Consider the following 16,842-nt stretch of genomic DNA (forward strand, 5'->3'; position numbering starts at 1 on the left):
ATGAACGGGGGACGTGAAGCGAAGGTCGCCGGCGCCCGCATCGCGGGCCTGGTGTCCTGCCTGCCGCGCGAACAGGTCGACAATGCCGGTTTCGCCGAGCGCTTCGGCCAGGCCGCGGTGGACGAGGTGGTCAAGATGATCGGCGTGCAGTCGCGCCGCCGCGTGGCGCCGGGCGCCACCACGCGCGACCTGTGCCGCGCCGCCGGCGCGCGCCTGCTCGAGGGCCTGGGCTGGCCGCTCGATTCGGTCGACGCCGTGATCTTCGTGTCGCAGACCCCCGACTACCGGCTGCCGGCCAGCGCCTGCGCGCTGCAGGCCGATCTCGCCCTGCCGCCCGGCTGCATCGCCTTCGACGTCAACCTGGGCTGCTCCGGCTATCCCTATGGCCTCTGGCTGGCCCAGGGCATGGTCGCCGGGGGCGCCGCGCGGCGCGTGCTGCTGGCGGTGGGCGACACCGTCAGCCGCATCGTCGACCCGCAGGACCGCGCCACCGCGATGCTGTTCGGCGATGCAGGCACGGTGACCGCGATCGAGGCCGACCCGGACGGCGAGGCGTACTTCATCCTCGGCAGCGACGGCCGCGGCGCGGCCAACCTGATCGTGCCCGAGGGCGGATTCCGCGCCCACGTGGCCGGCGCCGATCCGCGCCTGGACGGACGCGACCCGGCCGCGCTGTACATGGATGGCGGCGAGATCTTCAATTTCACGCTGCGCTCGGTGCCGCCGCTGGTCGCGCGCACCTTCGAGCATGCCGGCGTGCCGCCGGAGGAGCACGATGCCTACCTGTTCCACCAGGCCAACCTGTTCATGCTGAAGCACCTGGCGAAGAAATCGAAGCTGCCGCCCGAGAAGGTCCCATTCAATATCGACCGCTATGGCAATACCAGCTCGGCCTCGATCCCGCTCCTGATGACGACCGACCTGGCCGAGGCCTTGCGCGGCGGCGCCCGGCGCCTGGCCATGTTCGGCTTCGGCGTCGGCTACTCCTGGGCTTCCGCCTCCCTGAGCGTGGGCCCGCTTCCGATCTGCGAGACCATCGAAGCATGACGATCCATTCCGACACCACCCTGGCCGGCGGCACCTATCTCGTGACCGGCGCATCGTCCGGCATCGGCCGCGCCACGGCCGAACTGCTGGCGCGCCGCGGCGCGCGCGTGATCGCGGCCGGGCGCGACGCGGCGCGCCTGGACCAGGCGCTCGCCGGCCTGGCCGGCGCCGGCCACGCGGCCGCCGTCGCGGCGCTGCAGGACGCCGACGGCGCCGCCGACTGGGTCAAGTCGCTGGTCGAGGCGCACGGCCCGCTGCAGGGCGTGTTCCACGGCGCCGGCATCGAATCCATCCGGCCGGTGCGCCTGCTGCGCCAGCAGCAGGTGAACGAGGTCATGGGGGGCTCGCTGTTCGCCGCGCTGGGCATCGCGCGCGCGCTGGCCGGGCGTGGCGCCATGCCGGACGGCGCCTCGCTGGTCTTCATGTCCTCGGTCGCCGGCAGCGCCGGCCAGGCCGGCATGGCCGCCTATTCGGCGGCCAAGGCCGCGATCGACGGCATGGTGCGCTCGCTGGCCTGCGAATTCGCGCCGCGCAGGATCCGGGTCAATGCCATCGCCGCCGGGGCGGTGCGCACGCCGATGCACGAGCGCCTGGCGCGCGGCGGCACCGAGGCCTCGATGCAGGCCTATGAAGCCCAGCACCTGCTGGGCTTCGGGGAGCCGGACGACGTGGCCCAGGCCGCCGCTTTCCTGCTGGGCCCCGGCAGCCGCTGGGTCACCGGCACCACCATGGTCGTCGATGGAGGCTATCTGTGCCGCTGAACGAACACACTGACCAGCAACGCACGATCCTGGTGGGGGCGGGCGCCTTCGCCCGCGAACTCATCGAATGGTCGCTGGACGGCGCGCTGGAAGACGGCCGCGCCTTCACCGCCTTCCTCGACAGCAGCCCGGCCGCGCTGGACGGTTTCGGCTACCGGCTGGACTATCTCGGCGCGATCGACGACTTCATCCCGCGCGAAGGCGACCGCCTGGTGATGGCGATCGGCGACCCGGCCGCCAAGGCGCGGCTCGGCGGCCTGCTGAAGGCGCGCGGCGCGCGCTTCGCGCGCCTGGTGCACCCGAGCGCCACCGTGGCGCGCAGCGCGCTGCTGGGCGAAGGCGTGGTGATCTGCCCGCAGGCGGTTGTCTCGAGCCATGCCCGGGTCGGCGACCTCGTGGCCATCAATGCGCTCAGCGGTGTCGGCCATGACGTGGTGCTGGGCGCCTGCTCCACCCTCAGCTGCCACGTCGACCTGACCGGGCGTGTCGAGGTGGGCGAAGGCTGCTTCTTCGGCAGCGGCGCGCGCGTGCTGCCGAAGGTCGCGATCGGCGCCGGGGCCCGCATCGGCGCCGGCGCCACCGTGATGCGCAACGTGCCCGCGAACGCCGTGATGTACGCCATGCCGGCGAAGAAGCTCTGACATGGATCTCGACGCCCGACTCTACCGCGAACACTGGCACCTGGCCTGCCACCGCAACGAGCTGCCGCTGACTGGCGACTACCTGCGCCTGTCCACGCCGCTGGGCGAACTGGTCGTCTTCAACGACGGCGGCGAGCTGGTGGCCTTCGACAACCTGTGCCCGCACCGCGGCGCGCGCATCTACGGCGGTGCGGCCGGCAACCAGCCGCCGACCTGCCGCTACCATGGCTGGAGCTTCCACGGCGGGCGGGTGACAGTGCCGGATGCGGCGTCGTTCGCCGGCTGCGACCTGTCGACGGCGCGCCTGAATACCCTGAAAATGGACTGGTGCGGCGACTTCCTGTTCGTCGCGATCGCACCGCGCCAGGCGCTGTACGACCAGCTGGACGAGACCGCCGGCCTGCTGGAGAACATCGGCTTCAATATCGCCGGCCGGGTCGACCTGAACGCCCATGACTTCGACTGCTACTGGGCGATCGCGGTCGAGAACGCGCTCGAGCCCTATCATATCGGCATGGTCCATCCGGACACCCTCGGCACGCTCGACCTGCAGGCGGGCGAGAACGTCTACCACGGCCGCAACTCGGTCTGGCGGGCGCCGCTGGGCAATGCCCGGGTGGCGAAGCAGCTGCAGTCGCTCAGGCGCCAGTTCGCCATCGACTTCGCCTACGACGGCTATATGAGCATCTACCTGTATCCGTTCACGATGATCTCGTCGACCTACGGCTATTCGTATTCGCTGCAGCACTTCCTGCCGGCCGCGCAGGGGGCTGAAACGACCCATTTCAGCAGCCGGCTGCTGGCCGCGCATGCGACCGGCCCGCGCGCGGCCCAGTTGCTGGCGCCGCTGTTCGCGTCGACCGCCGACATCAACCGCAAGGTGTTCGACGAAGACCACCAGGTGTGCCGCCTGGTGCCGAAGTCGAGCTGGAGCCCGGAGCCGCTGGCCTATGCCGCCGCGACCGAGGAAAAGATCGTGCATTTCCGGCAGTCCTGCCGCGACTGGCTGGCGGAGCGCTAGCGCTCCCGTTCCGGCCCGGCCGGCAGCAGCAGCGCCAGTTCGGCCACGGTCCTGAACACGGCCGGAGTCAAGGCCTGGGCCGCGGCTTCGGCGTTGGCGATCATGGCGTGGGTGCGCCCGGCCGGCAGGCGTTCGCGCCACTGCCAGCGCGCGACCTTGACGCCGGTGCGCGCCAGTACTTCTTCCAGCTGCGGCTGCAGCACGCGCAGGCGCGCCAGCGCGCGCGCGTCCGGCGCGCACAATTCGATCGCCACGCCCTGCGGCAGCGGCTCGACCTGGATCACGACCGGGCTGCCGTCGGCCAGTTCCAGCTCCAGGCGCAGGGCGGCGCGCGGACGCCGGCGGCGGCCGGGCGGCTTGTCGGCATCCTCGGCCAGCACCGCCAGGTGCTGCGCCGCCTGGCCGCCCGCATGCACCGTAAAGCGCCAGGCTTCCGGGTGCGCCAGCGCATGTTCCGGCGCACGCGCGGCCTGGCCGACCACCTGGCCTTGCTGGGCCGCGGCGAGCAGGGCCGGCGACAGCTGGCCGGCGCTGGCGGCCAGCGCGCGGCTGGTCAGCTGGCTGCCGTGGCTGCGCACCAGGGCGCGCCAGTTGCGCGCCAGGACGGCGGCGTCCTGCGGCGCATACGCCAGCTGGCGCGCCAGCACCGCCTGGTCGGGACGCATGGCCGCGCCGTCGGCGCCGCCATCGGGCGCCACCTTGGCGCGCGCCGGCGCCGCGTGCTGCGCGCCGCGGCGCGCGATCACCGAGCCGGCCGCGCCGCGCACCTCAAGGTAGCCCTCGGCCGACAACAGGGCATAGGCGGCGGCCACCGTGCCGCGCGCCAGGCCGAGCTCCTCGGCCAGCACGCGGGTGGCGGGAATGCGGTCGCCCGCCTTCAGCACGCCGGTGTCGACCGCCTCGCGCACGCGGGCATGGATCTGGCGGTATAGCGGCACCGGGCTGACGCTGTCGAAGGTCAGGTAGTCGCTGACGGACAAGTCTTGCATGTGTTTGGTTTCCTCTCGACAGTCGATTATGCACTTGGACCGGTCGCCGAGAAAGCGCGCATTGGGCCAAGACCGGCATGGTCCAGCATGAAACGCCGATCTTGGTCCACTATGCCGGGCGTGCGCGGCGCGACCTGCCAGCGGCCGCGCCATGGCCTTTGCGCTTGGCCCGATCTTGGCTCTTTATCGGGCGCGCATTCACGGCGACGATGACCATCCCTCATCCACGATTGGATTGCCATGCACATTTCATCGCGCCTTCCCTCGCCAGCGGGCCCGTATGCGGCCCTGCGCAACCCGGACGCCAGGAACGCGAGCGGCAAGCTGCCGTTCGAGGTCGTCCAGGCGCGCGCCGAGTCGGCCGAAGACCGGCGCCGCATGGAAGAAAGCGCGGCGCGCCATGCCGACGCCATCGCCAGTTTCGCCAGCCATGGCCTGACGATGAAGCAGGGCTCCTTCACGAGCCTGTACAAGCAGGAGCTGGCGCAATCGATCGACGGCGATGGCGACGGCAATATCGGCGTCGAGGAGCTGGCCACCGGGCTCGGAGAGGGCGCGAGCCTGGAGCGCGCCGGCCGCCTGCACGCGCTGCTCGACATCGACGGCGACGGCCGCCTGGGGCTGGAAGAATTCGGCGACAGCGTGCGCGACCCGTTCCGCGACGCGGGTTTCCGCCGCCAGCTCGAACAGCGCGGCGCCATGGATCCTGCCGCCATTGGCGCGCTGTACCGCAACCAGGCGGCCCAGTACGACGCCGCGACGGTGCTGGGTCGCCTGGCGCGCGCGATCGATACCGCGGCCTGACCCGCATGAAGTAGGGCGTGGCGGTGCCGCGCCTGCAGGAGAATGAACGTGAAGACAGCTTGGCGCATGGGACCGTGCGTATTGTTCCCGCGCCGGCGTCGGCTGGAAGCGGGCGGGCGCGAAGTGGCCCTGGGCTCGCGCGCCTTCGACCTGCTGGTGTGCCTGGTACGGCGCGCCGGCGAGGTGGTGGGCAAGGATGAACTGCTGCGCCTGGTGTGGCCGGGCCTGGTGGTCGAGGAATCGAATGTGCGGGTGCACGTCTCGAACCTGCGCAAGGCGCTGGCCGCGCTGGCGCCGGACGGCGGCGCCTGGATCGTCAACGTGCCGCTGCGCGGCTACATGTTCCGCGGCCCGCTCGAGCGCATCGATGTGGCCCTGGACGCGGCCCTAGATCAGGCCGAGGGTCAGGGCCTTGAGGGTGGCGGCGGCCCGGGTCGAGCAGCCGAGTTTGCGGAAGATGCTCTCGACGTGGGTGCGCACGGTGCTGGGGCTGATGCGCAAGGCGCGCGCGGCCTCCTTGTTGCTCTCCCCCAGGCTGATGCGCTGCAAGACCTCGGCCTCGCGCACCGACAGCATGGCGCGCGCCGGCACGCCTGCGCCGGCGCTGCCGGTGGTCCCCGACGCGGCGCGAACGCCCGCCGCCGCCGCCAGCACGGCATCCACCGCAGCGCGGTCGAAGCGCCCGCCCGTCACCTGGGCTTCGAGCAGGGCGATGGCCGCAGCCGGCTCATGGGCCGCGCGCCACGGCCGCGGCGAACGCAATGCGACGTGGGCGGCCGCCGCGCCCAGCAGGCGCTGCGGCGCGCCGAGGGTGTCCGCGTCCAGGCTCCTGAAATACCCGCTGCCGTCGAGCCGTTCATAGACGTGCGAGGCCAGTTGCGCCTCCGGCCCCAGGCCGTCGATGCGGCTGCCGGCGCGCGCGGTCCAGTAGGGCACCAGGCGCACGGCTTCCCAGTCGGCCACGCTCAACCTGCCGCTTCGCTCCCACACGGTATTGGCCACGGCGGCGCGCCCGATCCCGTGCAGCAGGGCGGCGCGCGCCAGCAGGCGTTGCTGCGCTTCCGGCAGGCCGGCCAGTTGCGCCGCCTCTTGCGCCAGCACGGCGACGCGGCGCGAATAGCCGGCCAGCCAGGGCAGCTTGAGTTCGATCATGTCGGCCACCAGCGTGAGCGGCACCGATACCGGAAGAAAATCCGGCGGCGGCGCCTGCTCCTCCGCGAATTCCAGCTCGTCGAGCCAGGCGCGCGCATGGGGCGCCGCGAGGGCCACGAGGCGCGCCGGATATTTGACGTCGCCCAGTTGCGCGACCATCTCCAGCGCGCGCTCGGCGCCGTGTACGCGCGTCAGGATCTCGAGGTCGCCGCCCAGGTTGGCGTGGAACACCACGTCGGGCACCGCGTCGCCGCGCAGGCGCTGCGGATTGCCGTTGCCGTCGACCTGCTCCCATATATTGCGCAAGCCGCTTTCGACCGCGGCCGGCAATCCCATCATGGCGGCGATGTCGCCCGAGACTTCGCAGTGAATCTCGGCCAGCGCGGTGGTGTCGGCCAGTTGCTTTGCCTGCTGTGGGTTGAGGTTGCGGCTGACCAGCGCATGGCGGCCGCCCACGTCGTCGCCCATCAGGACGGCGAAGCCTGACGCATTGGCGGTGCAGCCCGACCAGCGCAACAGCGTCACCATGCGCGCGTGTTCGCAGGCCGCGGCATCGCCGCCGGCGGCCGCCGCCACCCGCGCGGCCAGGCGCGCGGCGCGCGCCGAGCCATCGATCGGCTGGCCCATGCTCAGGTCGCCCACGATGGCGAGCAACGCCATCGCCTGCGACAGGGGGACGGTGTCGTGGCCGTGCAGGCTGGCCGCGGGGAGCGACAGGGAAGAAGAAGTTGCGCGCGCGGCCGTGTGCATCGATCGTCGTTTACATGCCCGGGGCGGGATGCACCGGAATCTGGTTGCGCAGACTCAGGTTGATGACGTTCCAACCGCGAATCGCGGCGATAGTATAGCCAAGTTCGGCGATCTCGTTCTCGCTGAAATGTTCGCGCAGGGCCGGCCACGCGGCGTCGGTATCGTCGCGCTGCGGCAGCGCGTTGACGGCGTCGGCCCAGGCCAGGGCGGCGCGTTCGCGCTCGCTGAAGAACGGCGATTCGCGCCATGCGGCCAGGGAGTTCAGGTGTCGCGGATCGGCGCCCTGCTTGATCAGGTCGCGCCAGTGCATGTCGATGCAGACGCCGCAGCCATTGACTTGCGAGACGCGCAGCTGGACCAGCTCGAACAGGCGCTCGCCGATCGCGCCCTGGCGGTTGGTCGTCGACAGGTTGATCATGGCTTTGAGGTTGGCGGGCGCCTGGGCGAACAGGTTGAAACGTGCGGACATGGTGTCTTCCTTTCAGGTGGCGAGGCCGCACTGTGCGGCCTTCATGCAGACAAGACGAGACACCAGCGCGCGCTGTGACATGCGGGCCTGGATTTTTCGCTCTTTTGTTCGCAGGCCGCGAGAACCAGGATCGCGGTCAGGCCAAGGTCAGGCCAACCCCGCCAGCTTCGCGTTACGCTCGCGTTCCAGCTTGGTGATATAGCGCTGCACCGCCGCCAGGCCGCCGCGCGAGATGTCGACGAACTGGCAGCCCAGGCGGCGGCTGGTCTTGTGGTTCAGCAGGGTCAGGTCGAGCGAGTTGCGGATCTCGAGCGAGGTCGCGATCGGGCCGATCTCGGGCAGCTCGATGCGGCAGCCTTCGATCACGCGGCCGACGGTGGTGCCCAGTTGCAGCCTGGCGTCGAGCAGGGCGATGCCGCCGACGCTGATGTCGTGCAGCGGGAACACGCCCATGCCGCCGCCGGCGTCGACCGGCACCGGGATCAGGGCGCGCACCGGATTGGTGACCGGGGTGGGCATGCGGTAGTATTCGCGCCGCTGCAGGCGGATCAGGGTCGGGGGGATGTCGGCGCGCAGCGCGGGCTCGCCGCGCCAGGTGGTGGTGGCCAGGGCCTCGACGCTGAACAGGATGCGGATCTTGTCGAGCGTGGTCTCGCACTTGACGCGGCCGGCGGCCACGATGCGTTCGTTCTGGGCGCGGTCCACCGAGCGGTCCAGGACCACGGTGTCGCTGTCTTCGTCGACCGCCAGGATCGAGGTCACGCATACGTCGGCCTCGCCCTTGATCAGCATGCGAATCAGCTGGTTCTTTTCGCCGATCTGGCGCAGCAGCGCCACGACCTCGCGGCGCGATCGGACTTCGTAATCGTGCCAGTCTTCCAGTTCCGCTTCAATCATTGCTTGCATCTGTCCTTGCCGCTGGTGCCAATGGGAGGTGGGGCGTCGGGTCGGGCGCGGGAGGCAATAGCCCACCATGTTGTCGAGCCGACTCTATATGATATAGCCATGCCAACAGTTCCGCAATTGCCCGGTACAGGGCCGGCGGAATCTCGCGGTCGAGATCGACCTGCATCAGCAGCGACACCAGCTCCTTCGATTCGTGCACGAACACGCCCGCATCCTGGGCGCGCCGGATGATCTGTTCGGCCACCAGGCCGGAGCCCTTGGCCACCACGGTGGGCGCCTTCTCGCCGGCGCTGTAGGCCAGCGCCACGGCGTTCTGGCGCCGCTTGTCGGCCGCATCAGGCATCGCCATCCCCCGTCGCCGCGGCCGCCGCCCGCGCATCGAAGCCGGCCAGCGGCGTGCCTACCACCTCGAGCGCGCCGGCCAGTTGCGGGGCGTGCTGGCGCAGCAGGGCGGCGGTATCGTCGTCGGCCGCCGCGAAACTCACCTGCAGCGCGCCGTTCACCATGCGCAGCCGGGCCTCGAGTTCGCCCAGTTGCGGAAAGCGCAGGCGCAGGCGCGAGTGCCAGATGGCCTGTTCGCCCTCGCCCTCATCGCCATGGGCTTCGCGCTGCACGTCCCACTCCATCGGCTGGCCCGGCCACAACTGGCCTTTCCAGGCCAGCTGCGACTGCTCCTGGGCCGCCAGCTGCATGCTGATGAACTGGGCGGTGGCGGGATCCTGCGGATTGGGGCGCGCGCCGTTCTGCGCGGCCTGCTGCTGCGGTTCGTTCGCCAGTTCGGACAGCGGCCGCCCGCCGCGCGCCCATTCGGCCAGGTGCGATTCGTAGAACAGGCCGCTCTTGCCGAAGGCCTGCTGCAGGCCGGCGGCGAGCGCCGCCGGATCGGCGCCGGGGCCGCCGACCAGCGGCGCGCGGCCGACGATGGCGGACAACTGGCTGTCGGCCTTCTGGGCCGCGGCCAGCACGCCGGCCAGGGCCTGGGCGGTGGGACTCAGGGTCGTGTTCTTCGCTTCGGTGCCGCCGGCGAAGGCTTGCGCGCCCAGCGCCGCGCTGGACGCGAGCAGACCCAGGCCGGCGGCACGCCCGACGGCGGCGCCTTCGCGATACGACAACGGCGCGCCGGGCGCATCGGCATCGTCCTGCGGCGCGGGGCCGGCTTCGGCAAAGGCGGTGGTGGCCTGGGCGCCGACCTGGAAGGTGGGCCGCGGATGCAGGCCGACCAGGGTCAGCGGCACCTCGGCGCCGACCTGGGCGCCGGGCGGCAGCTGCATGCGGGCCTGGGTGTCGGCGAACCTGACGACGAAAGTGCCGTCCGTCAGCCTGGCCTGGACCGCGCCCCGGATCGCCTGGCCCAGCAGCGGCGCGACCTCGCGCGCGAAGGCCTGCTGGCGCGGGTCGGCGGCGGGTTCGGCCGCCCGCGCCGGGGTGACAGGCGTGACGCTGCCGACGAGTTCACGCGGCAGCATCCCGCCCCTCCATCATCAGACGCCGTAGGCGCGCACCACGCGGCGTTCGGTCGAGGTGCTTTTCATCATGGAGGCCAGGTGCGCCATCCACGGCGAGGTCAGGTCGCGGATCTGGCGGTCGGCGTCGAGCATGCGGCGGATCGCGTTGACCTTGCGCAGGCGTTCCTGGCCGCCCAGCGGCGCGCCGCCTTCGTTCGCCTTCAGCCGGTTCGCGTGGCGCGCGCATTCCTGTTCCAGCTCGGCCAGGCGGTCCCACTCGTTCGAGGTGGCCGCATCGAGCATGCGCTCGGTGATGCCGACCATGGTTTCATACACCGTCACGACTTCCTGTCCGCTCATCGTCATCGTCGTCATTCTTCTCAAGCACTCATCAGGGTTGGGGCTTTCTGGATCGGTGGCGGCATCGGTTCGCCGGTTTCCTGCTGTTCGCCGATCTGGACCCAGGCTTCGCGCAGGTTCGCCATCAGGCCGTGGATTTCTTCGACGATGGCGGCGTCGTTCTTGATGTTCGCTTCCAGCAGGCGGCGGCTCATGTAGTCGTACAGGGCATCCAGGTTCTGGGCGATCTCGCCGCCGGCCTTCTTGTCGAGCGAGGCGCGCAGGCCGTTGTCGATGATCGTGATCGCTTTCGAGATCGCACTGCCCTTGATGCCGATGTTCGACGACTTGATGCCGTTGATGGCGCTGAGCAGGGCGACGATCACGCCGTCGTACAGCATCACGACCAGCTTGTGCGGCGAAGCGGCGGCGACGCCGGTTTCCAGGCCGACCGTTGCATAAGCACCTACACCGCGTTTCGGGGTTCCAAACATGTGATTCTCCAGTAATGCCAAATTAACCCCAGTTGGCCGACAGGGTGGCCAGCTGCTGGGTGAGGTAGTTAGAGGTCGACTGCATCGACGTCATCATGGCGTCGAGTGCGACAAACTGTGCGCGATAGCGCTTTTCGATGCCCTCCAGGCGCGCTTCGAAACGCTCGCGCTGCGAGGCGACCGACTTGAGCGAGACGCTCAGGCCGTCGGTCTTGGTCTGCAGCAGGCTGTCCTTGCCGACGAAGCCCGCCGCCAGGTTGGTCAGCTGGTGGGCGAAACCCTGCGAGAAGGTGACGGTGCCGCGGTCGCCGACCAGGCCGCCGGTGATCGAGACCTGGATGCCTTCGGCCGGCGAGCCGGGGGCAGCGGTCAGCGACTGGCCGTTGCCGGTGGCTGCCACGCCGCCGATGGTGCCTTCGACATCCTTGCCCTTGGTCGACGTGGCGCCGCCGAAGATGCTGTCGACCGAGCTGCCGCTGACGCCGGCGATCGAGATATTCGACAGGTCGCCATACTTGCTCGACGACAGGGTCAGGCGGCCATCGTCGCCGACCTCGGCTTCGACCGTGTCGCCGGCGCCGGTGAAGGTGGCGTTGCCGTTGATCGCGGAGCGGATCAGCGCCGCCAGGTCGTCGTTGCTGTAAGTGCCGGCCTGGAGCTTGATTTCCTGGGTCTTGCTTTCGGTGACCGGGTCGGTCTGGTTCAGTGTGACGCGCCAGACGGTATTCGGGGCAATCGTGGTCGAGCCGCCAAGCGCGGCGCTGCTGACCAGGTTGCCCCGGGTCGCCAGGCTGGTGATGTTGATCGCATACGTGCCGGGCTTGGTGGCGGTGCCCGATTTGTCGAACTTGATCATGTTGTCGGTGGTCGAGCCCATGGCCGCGAACAGGCCGCCGAAGTCGGCCGCGTTGTCCGCGATCGCTTTGTTGAGCTTGGTCGAGTCCACTTTCAGGCTGCCATCCTGCTGGAAGCCGATGCCGATCTGGCTCAGAGAATTCAGCTTGCCGCCGGTGCCTTCCATGACGGTGCTGATCTGGCGCCGCAACTGGCTCTGGATCGAGCGTACGCTGGAATCGCCCTGCAGGACGGCGCCCTTGCCGGTCTCGGTATTGAACGCGGTCAGGCCGCCGATCGTCTTGTTCAGTTCGTTGTAGGCCTTGACGAATTCATTGACCGAGGTGGTGATGGCCGCCGTGTCCTTCGACACCGTCAGGGTCGAGCTGCCGACCGCGGTCACGTCCAGCGTCACGCCCTGGATCGCTTCCGACACCGAGTTGCTGTCGCTCTTGATCTCGATGCCGTTCATGTTCAGCTTGGTGCTCTGGGCGCCTGCGGTCTGGGTCATGCCCTGCGCGCCGGCCGGATCGTAGCCGAGCATGGCGGCGATCGTCGGATCGCCCGCCGCGCCGTCCTCGCCGCCGACGGTGATCTTCATGGTCGTCGCTTCGCCGGTCTTGTTCGAGGTCAGCACCAGGTGATAGGGCTTGGCGCTGCCGTCCGACACGATGGTGGCGGTCACGCCCATGTCGCCCTTGTTGATGGCGTCGCGGATGCCTTGCAGCGACTGGTCGCCGGCGCCGAGGGTGATGGTCTTGCTGTTGATCGCGCCGTTCAGCGAAAAGCCCGCGCCCATATGGGTGCCGACGCTGCCGGCGGTGAAGCCGGCGGCGGCCGGGTTGGTGCCGCCGACCACGATCTGGTTGCCGTCGTTCGAGCGCAGGGTGACACCGGCGGTGGCCGTCGTGGTCGCCCCGGTATTGACGGCCGTATCGGCGCGGCCGATGCCGCCGCGCACGGTGCCGGTGACGGTTTCGGTGACGTCGATGGTGGAACCGTCGGACGCGGAAAATTGCAGCGTGCCGTCGGCGGCGCTGCCGCTGACGGTGATATTGGCCGCCGCCAGCGCATTGCGGGTGCCGGCGCTGGCCAGCGCGGTGTCGAGGCCGGCGCCGGTCAAGGGCGCGCTGCCTGGCGTCAGGTTGGCCAGCTGCACGCCGCCGACCGACAGGGCGTAGCTGGAACCGGCATCCACGCTGACCTGGCCGAAATTGTTGAACATGCCGGCGGCGGTGGTGGTGGCGCCGGCGGTGGCGACCACGCCGGTCTTGTCGGATTGCGCATTGATCGCTTCGGCCAGGGCGCGCGCGCTGCGCGTGGTCGGGCCGGTGCCGATCGAGATGCCGTTCAGGCTCAGCGAACCGTTGCCGATGCCGCTCGATGCGGCGGCCAGGCTCAGCGCGTTGCCGGTGGCGCCGAAGGTGCCGCCGGTCGCGGTGCCGAACTGGAAGGTCAGGGTGGTCGGCGCGCCGGCGCCGATGGTCGAGGTGGTGCTGGCGTAGCCATTGCTCTTGAGACTCTGGGCCTGGGCCAGCTGGGTGACGTTGATCTTGTACTTGCCCGGCACGGCGCCGGCGCCGGCGGTGCCGGACAGGACGTCCTTGTTGCTGGCGGTGGCGCCCAGGCCCTGGAAGGTGGCGGGATTGTTCAGCTTGGTCAGGGCGCTCTGGAAGGTGTTCACCGCGGTGCTGACCTGGGCGTACGCGGCACTGCGCGCCTGCAGCGCCAGCGTTTTCTTTTCATAGCTGGCCAGCGGCGCAGCGGACTCTTGCTGCATCAGCTGGGAAACCAGGCCGTTGATGTCGAGTGCCACTTGTATCTCCCGTGAAAGCGATAATGTAAGTGATTATCGGCAGAAACAAACGGTACTTAAGAGCGGTAAATGTGGCTTTATTTTGATTTTGTGAAACAGTCATCCCCCCGGTGCCAGGCTTGACAAAGAAAAGGCGCTGTTCGCGTTATTTCTGCGAACGTTTCATGTTCAGCCCGGTCTTAGCTACTGTCGAGTTCTCCGTAGAGGCGGCCATGGACGGCCTGGACTTTGGAAAATTGCTTGTGGCTCTAAGCGGCCTGGCACTCGGGCAGGAAGAACTTGCGCAACTACGCGTCTGGCTCGCCACGAACGAGGATGGGGCCATTTGTATCGCGCTGATCGAACAGGCTGCCGTCGGAAAGCGCTGTCCCCGCTGCGGCGGGGCGCGATCGCACCGCTGCGGGCACGCCAGCGGCCTGCAGCGTTGGCGCTGCCTCGCATGTGGTCGCAGTTACAACGCATTGAGCGGCACCAAACTCGCGCACCTGCGCAAGAAGGAATGCTGGCCCGCCTATCTGCAATGCCTGCTCGAATCGCAGATCGTGCGCGCCAGCGCCGAGGCGGTCCAGGTGCACCGTACCACGAGCTTTCGCTGGCGCCATCGCATGGTGGCCGGTTTTACGTGTGACCGTCCAGCGCGCCTGGGCGGCATGGTCGAGGCGGACGAAACATATATGCTGGAATCCCAGAAAGGGTCGCGCATACTGAACCGCCCACCGCGACGCCGCGGCGGCGTGGCCAGCCATCGCGGCGTCGGCCGCGACCACGAGTGCCTGCTGGTCGCCTGCGCGCGCGACGGTGACACCCTCGATTTTCATTGTGGACGCGGTCCGGTCTCGAGCACACAGCTCGGGCATTGCCTGGGACCGGTGCTGGCGCCGGATACGCTCCTGATCAGCGACGGGGCTGCCGCGTATCCCGTATTCGCCCGAAACCAAGGGATCGCCCATGAAGCCCTCAACTTGCGCGCTGGCCAACGGGCACGCGGCGCGCTCCACCTGAACCATGTCAATGGCTGGCACAGCCGCTTCAAGCGCTGGCTGGTGCGCTTTCACGGTATTGCCAGTCGCTATTTGATCCATTACTCAGGCTGGCGGCGGGTCCTCGATGCGCGCCGCCTTATTACTCCGGCGCAATTGCTAGCTGCAGCCGTCAAAGCAGACTGATCAGGAGGTTTACCGAAATAACGCGAACAGCGCCAAAGAAAAGGGCGCCACATTCTTGCGAATGCGGCGCCCGTTTGCCAGAGCTGGAAGATCAGGCCGTTTGCCGGATGAGCAAGCCCTGCAGTTTGTCGATGGCTTTCGCCATTTCCAGTGCTTCCTTGCTCGGCATCTGGCGCACCACTTCCCTGGTGCTTTGGTCGATGATCTTGACGACGACTTCCTTGCTCTCTTCGTCGATCTCGAATTCCAGGCTCTGGGCCGACGGCGGCATCGACTCGTTGAGCTTCTTGACGGCGGCCGACACTTCTTCCCGACCCGGTGCGACATCCGGTACCGAGGCTGGCGCGTCGGCGACGGGCGTCCGTCCCGCGACCGCAGCTTGCCCGGTCACCGCGGCCGGACGTTCGTCCAGTTTCGGTGCGGGCGACGAACCAAGTGATTGGATCTGCATGTCGATTTCCCTAGTAAAAATTCCCCGGCTGAATTTCTTCAGCCGAGGAACCGCTTACTTCGCGATGTTGTTACTGCCTGTCAGCGATTAGCCACGCAGCAGCGACAGGACACCGTTCGGCAGCGAGTTGGCCTGGGCCAGCATCGAGGTACCAGCTTGTTGCAGGATCTGACCACGGGTCATCTTTGCGGTTTCAGCAGCGAAGTCGGTGTCGACGATGCGGCTGCGCGATGCCGACAGGTTCTCGGTCGACGAACCCAGGTTCGAGATCGCCGATTCGAAACGCGACTGCAGTGCGCCGTATTCCGCGCGCTTGCTGTTCACTGCCGCCAGTGCCGCGTCAGCAGTCTTGATGGCGGCTTGTGCGCCAGCGAAGGTACTGATGTCGAGGTCGGCAACCGATTTCAGCTTGGACGCGCCGCCGGCGGTGGCGTCCAGGTTGAAGCTGGAGCCCGTGTCTTCCACCGAGAAGCTCTTCTCGGAATCCAGGGTCAGGCTGCCGCGGACGGTGCCGACGCTGTTGGCAGCGTTGCCACCCTGGTTCAGGGTCTGTGCGGCGCCGGCCGTGCCATCGGTCTTGATGGAGGCCACCGTCACGTCCGTCGTCGCGGTCGCCGAGGTGTTGGTCAGCTTGATATCGTTGCCATCGGCATGGGTCAGCTTCAGGCCACCGGCTTTTTCATCGTAGGAAGCGGTCACGCCGGTCTTGGCCGACTGCGCATTGAAGGCGCTGATCGCGGAGGCATAGCCGTTCGCGTCGGCGGCAGCACCCATCGAGAACGAGATGGTGACCGCTTCGGTATTGTCCGATTCCAGCGACAAGGTGTACGACTTGGTCGCGTCCGCGGTCATCACGGCTTCGGTCTTGGCGGTGGCGGTTACGCCGGTGTCGCCAGCGACCTTGTTGATCTGGGCTGCGGCAGTCTTGGCAGAGGCGCCGGCGGCGATGGTGATTGGCTCCGAACCTTGCGAACCATTCACGGTCAGGGTACCGCCGGTGAACGCGGTCGAGCCCTTGACGGCTGCCGGTGCGTTTTCCGCCAGGCTGTTGTTGCCGTAGGTGGTGGTGGTGAAGTTCGAGCCGCCCATCGAGATCAGCTGGCCTGCGTTGGCGCCGACCTGGAAGTTCGCGGTGCCCATCGAGCCGTCCATCAGCTTCTGGCCGTTGAATTCGGTGGTGTTGGCGATACGGTTCAGTTCCGAGGTCAGCTGGGTGACTTCGGTCTGCAGGGCTTTGCGGTCGCTGGCCGAGTTCGACGAGTTCGACGACTGCACTGCCAGTTCACGGATACGCTGCAGGATGTCGCCCGAGCTCGACAGGGCGCCTTCGGCGGTTTGCGCCATCGACACGCCATCGTTGGCGTTACGGGTCGCCTGGGTCATGCCCTTGATCTGCGAATTCATGCGATCGGAAATCGCGAGGCCGGCGGCGTCGTCCTTGGCGCTGTTGATGCGCATGCCCGACGACAGGCGTTGGATCGAGGTGTTCAGCTGCGACTGCGAGGTCGACAGGTTACGCTGCGAGTTGAGGGATGCGACGTTGGTATTGATTACGGATGCCATGGTGTCTACTCCAGAGACGTGGTCTTGCGGGGTGCAGCGACCTTGCTGCTGTGTACTTTGGTCCGTCGCGCTGTTCTGTGACGTTCAAACCGCTGTTGTTGCTGGTAACGGTGCCCTATGGAAAAAGTTTAGGGCCCGTTTTTAAAAAAGTGAGGATTTTCAAGGACCTTGGTCAGATACGGCGTCTCTTGGCG

17 protein-coding genes and 1 pseudogene are annotated in these 16,842 nt (G+C 68.4%); 7 read left to right on the forward strand and 11 right to left on the reverse strand.

Annotated elements, in window-relative coordinates; all coding sequences use genetic code 11:
- From Q9246_RS06050 to Q9246_RS06065, 4 genes are read left to right on the forward strand one after another with little or no spacing between them, the layout of a single operon-like run.
- Positions 1 to 1,047 carry a ketoacyl-ACP synthase III gene (locus Q9246_RS06050; RefSeq protein WP_306396217.1) on the forward strand — a complete coding sequence of 349 codons (1,047 nt, stop codon included), beginning with the start codon at positions 1 to 3 and terminating at the stop codon, positions 1,045 to 1,047.
- The gene (locus tag Q9246_RS06055) at positions 1,044 to 1,808 is read left to right on the forward strand and encodes an SDR family NAD(P)-dependent oxidoreductase (protein ID WP_306396219.1); all 765 of its coding nucleotides are present in this window, start codon (positions 1,044 to 1,046) and stop codon (positions 1,806 to 1,808) included. The genes Q9246_RS06050 and Q9246_RS06055 overlap by 4 nt, the downstream gene beginning before the upstream one ends.
- A complete protein-coding gene (locus Q9246_RS06060; RefSeq protein WP_306396221.1) occupies positions 1,799 to 2,449 on the forward strand; it encodes a NeuD/PglB/VioB family sugar acetyltransferase in 651 nt (216 codons plus the stop codon). The genes Q9246_RS06055 and Q9246_RS06060 overlap by 10 nt, the downstream gene beginning before the upstream one ends.
- A gap of 1 nt (position 2,450) precedes the next feature.
- The gene (locus Q9246_RS06065; RefSeq protein WP_306396223.1) at positions 2,451 to 3,470 is read left to right on the forward strand and encodes an aromatic ring-hydroxylating oxygenase subunit alpha; all 1,020 of its coding nucleotides are present in this window, start codon (positions 2,451 to 2,453) and stop codon (positions 3,468 to 3,470) included.
- Here Q9246_RS06065 and Q9246_RS06070 read toward each other — a convergent pair.
- A complete protein-coding gene (locus tag Q9246_RS06070) occupies positions 3,467 to 4,459 on the reverse strand; it encodes a GntR family transcriptional regulator (RefSeq protein WP_306396225.1) in 993 nt (330 codons plus the stop codon). The two genes, Q9246_RS06065 and Q9246_RS06070, sit on opposite strands and share 4 nt — an antisense overlap.
- A 240-nt stretch (positions 4,460 to 4,699) precedes the next feature.
- On the opposite strand from Q9246_RS06070, the gene Q9246_RS06075 reads away from it, so the two are divergent.
- Entirely contained in the window at positions 4,700 to 5,263 is a 564-nt protein-coding gene (locus Q9246_RS06075) for an EF-hand domain-containing protein (protein ID WP_306396227.1), read from the forward strand.
- A gap of 66 nt (positions 5,264 to 5,329) precedes the next feature.
- Positions 5,330 to 5,596: pseudogene (locus Q9246_RS06080) on the forward strand (winged helix-turn-helix domain-containing protein); the annotation flags it as partial.
- Between the two features lie 54 nt (positions 5,597 to 5,650).
- Here the strand turns inward: Q9246_RS06080 and Q9246_RS06085 are convergent.
- The 8 genes from Q9246_RS06085 to fliD all read right to left on the reverse strand — a co-directional run bounded on the left by Q9246_RS06085 (position 5,651) and on the right by fliD (position 13,468).
- On the reverse strand, positions 5,651 to 7,165 hold the full coding sequence (locus Q9246_RS06085; RefSeq protein WP_306396229.1) for an HD domain-containing phosphohydrolase: 1,515 nt from the start codon (positions 7,163 to 7,165) through the stop codon (positions 5,651 to 5,653).
- 10 nt (positions 7,166 to 7,175) lie between these two features.
- The gene (locus Q9246_RS06090; RefSeq protein ID WP_306396231.1) at positions 7,176 to 7,634 is read right to left on the reverse strand and encodes a carboxymuconolactone decarboxylase family protein; all 459 of its coding nucleotides are present in this window, start codon (positions 7,632 to 7,634) and stop codon (positions 7,176 to 7,178) included.
- A gap of 147 nt (positions 7,635 to 7,781) precedes the next feature.
- Positions 7,782 to 8,531 (reverse strand): flagellar brake protein, encoded by a 750-nt coding sequence (locus tag Q9246_RS06095; protein WP_306396233.1) that lies wholly within the window; start codon positions 8,529 to 8,531, stop codon positions 7,782 to 7,784.
- A complete protein-coding gene (locus Q9246_RS06100; protein ID WP_306398096.1) occupies positions 8,524 to 8,883 on the reverse strand; it encodes an EscU/YscU/HrcU family type III secretion system export apparatus switch protein in 360 nt (119 codons plus the stop codon). Before Q9246_RS06100 ends, Q9246_RS06095 begins: the two co-directional genes overlap by 8 nt.
- Complete coding sequence (fliK, locus tag Q9246_RS06105) at positions 8,876 to 10,006, reverse strand: flagellar hook-length control protein FliK (protein WP_306396235.1); 1,131 nt, start codon at positions 10,004 to 10,006, stop codon at positions 8,876 to 8,878. The genes Q9246_RS06100 and fliK overlap by 8 nt, the downstream gene beginning before the upstream one ends.
- Before the next feature lie 15 nt (positions 10,007 to 10,021).
- On the reverse strand, positions 10,022 to 10,360 hold the full coding sequence (locus tag Q9246_RS06110) for a flagellar protein FliT (RefSeq protein WP_306396237.1): 339 nt from the start codon (positions 10,358 to 10,360) through the stop codon (positions 10,022 to 10,024).
- A 5-nt stretch (positions 10,361 to 10,365) separates the two neighbouring features.
- A complete protein-coding gene (fliS, locus tag Q9246_RS06115) occupies positions 10,366 to 10,818 on the reverse strand; it encodes a flagellar export chaperone FliS (protein ID WP_306396239.1) in 453 nt (150 codons plus the stop codon).
- Positions 10,819 to 10,840: 22 nt separating this feature from the next.
- Entirely contained in the window at positions 10,841 to 13,468 is a 2,628-nt protein-coding gene (gene fliD, locus Q9246_RS06120) for a flagellar filament capping protein FliD (RefSeq protein ID WP_306396241.1), read from the reverse strand.
- A 212-nt stretch (positions 13,469 to 13,680) separates the two neighbouring features.
- Between fliD and Q9246_RS06125 the strand changes: the two genes are divergently transcribed.
- Positions 13,681 to 14,634: an IS1595 family transposase gene (locus Q9246_RS06125; protein ID WP_306396242.1), complete on the forward strand. Its 954-nt coding sequence runs from the start codon at positions 13,681 to 13,683 to the stop codon at positions 14,632 to 14,634.
- A gap of 91 nt (positions 14,635 to 14,725) precedes the next feature.
- Here Q9246_RS06125 and Q9246_RS06130 read toward each other — a convergent pair whose 3' ends face one another.
- Together Q9246_RS06130 and Q9246_RS06135 are read right to left on the reverse strand one after the other, a co-directional pair.
- Complete coding sequence (locus Q9246_RS06130; protein WP_306396244.1) at positions 14,726 to 15,085, reverse strand: flagellar protein FlaG; 360 nt, start codon at positions 15,083 to 15,085, stop codon at positions 14,726 to 14,728.
- Positions 15,086 to 15,172: 87 nt separating this feature from the next.
- Positions 15,173 to 16,648 (reverse strand): flagellin N-terminal helical domain-containing protein, encoded by a 1,476-nt coding sequence (locus Q9246_RS06135; protein ID WP_306396246.1) that lies wholly within the window; start codon positions 16,646 to 16,648, stop codon positions 15,173 to 15,175.
- Positions 16,649 to 16,842 lie beyond the last annotated feature (194 nt).

It is taken from the genome of Telluria beijingensis (assembly GCF_030770395.1).
GTDB classification, from domain to species: Bacteria; Pseudomonadota; Gammaproteobacteria; order Burkholderiales; family Burkholderiaceae_D; genus Telluria; species Telluria beijingensis.

What these genes read in the sequence shown, in the direction of transcription:
- Q9246_RS06050 (WP_306396217.1), top strand. Translation starts at nt 1, where the DNA reads ATGAACGGGGGACGTGAAGCGAAGGTCGCCGGCGCCCGCATCGCGGGC.
- Q9246_RS06055 (WP_306396219.1), top strand. Translation starts at nt 1,044, where the DNA reads ATGACGATCCATTCCGACACCACCCTGGCCGGCGGCACCTATCTCGTG.
- Q9246_RS06065 (WP_306396223.1), top strand. Translation starts at nt 2,451, where the DNA reads ATGGATCTCGACGCCCGACTCTACCGCGAACACTGGCACCTGGCCTGC.
- Q9246_RS06070 (WP_306396225.1), bottom strand. Translation starts at nt 4,459, where the DNA reads ATGCAAGACTTGTCCGTCAGCGACTACCTGACCTTCGACAGCGTCAGC.
- Q9246_RS06075 (WP_306396227.1), top strand. Translation starts at nt 4,700, where the DNA reads ATGCACATTTCATCGCGCCTTCCCTCGCCAGCGGGCCCGTATGCGGCC.
- Q9246_RS06085 (WP_306396229.1), bottom strand. Translation starts at nt 7,165, where the DNA reads ATGCACACGGCCGCGCGCGCAACTTCTTCTTCCCTGTCGCTCCCCGCG.
- Q9246_RS06090 (WP_306396231.1), bottom strand. Translation starts at nt 7,634, where the DNA reads ATGTCCGCACGTTTCAACCTGTTCGCCCAGGCGCCCGCCAACCTCAAA.
- Q9246_RS06095 (WP_306396233.1), bottom strand. Translation starts at nt 8,531, where the DNA reads ATGATTGAAGCGGAACTGGAAGACTGGCACGATTACGAAGTCCGATCG.
- Q9246_RS06100 (WP_306398096.1), bottom strand. Translation starts at nt 8,883, where the DNA reads ATGCCTGATGCGGCCGACAAGCGGCGCCAGAACGCCGTGGCGCTGGCC.
- fliK (WP_306396235.1), bottom strand. Translation starts at nt 10,006, where the DNA reads ATGCTGCCGCGTGAACTCGTCGGCAGCGTCACGCCTGTCACCCCGGCG.
- Q9246_RS06110 (WP_306396237.1), bottom strand. Translation starts at nt 10,360, where the DNA reads ATGACGACGATGACGATGAGCGGACAGGAAGTCGTGACGGTGTATGAA.
- fliS (WP_306396239.1), bottom strand. Translation starts at nt 10,818, where the DNA reads ATGTTTGGAACCCCGAAACGCGGTGTAGGTGCTTATGCAACGGTCGGC.
- Q9246_RS06125 (WP_306396242.1), top strand. Translation starts at nt 13,681, where the DNA reads ATGGACGGCCTGGACTTTGGAAAATTGCTTGTGGCTCTAAGCGGCCTG.
- Q9246_RS06130 (WP_306396244.1), bottom strand. Translation starts at nt 15,085, where the DNA reads ATGCAGATCCAATCACTTGGTTCGTCGCCCGCACCGAAACTGGACGAA.
- Q9246_RS06135 (WP_306396246.1), bottom strand. Translation starts at nt 16,648, where the DNA reads ATGGCATCCGTAATCAATACCAACGTCGCATCCCTCAACTCGCAGCGT.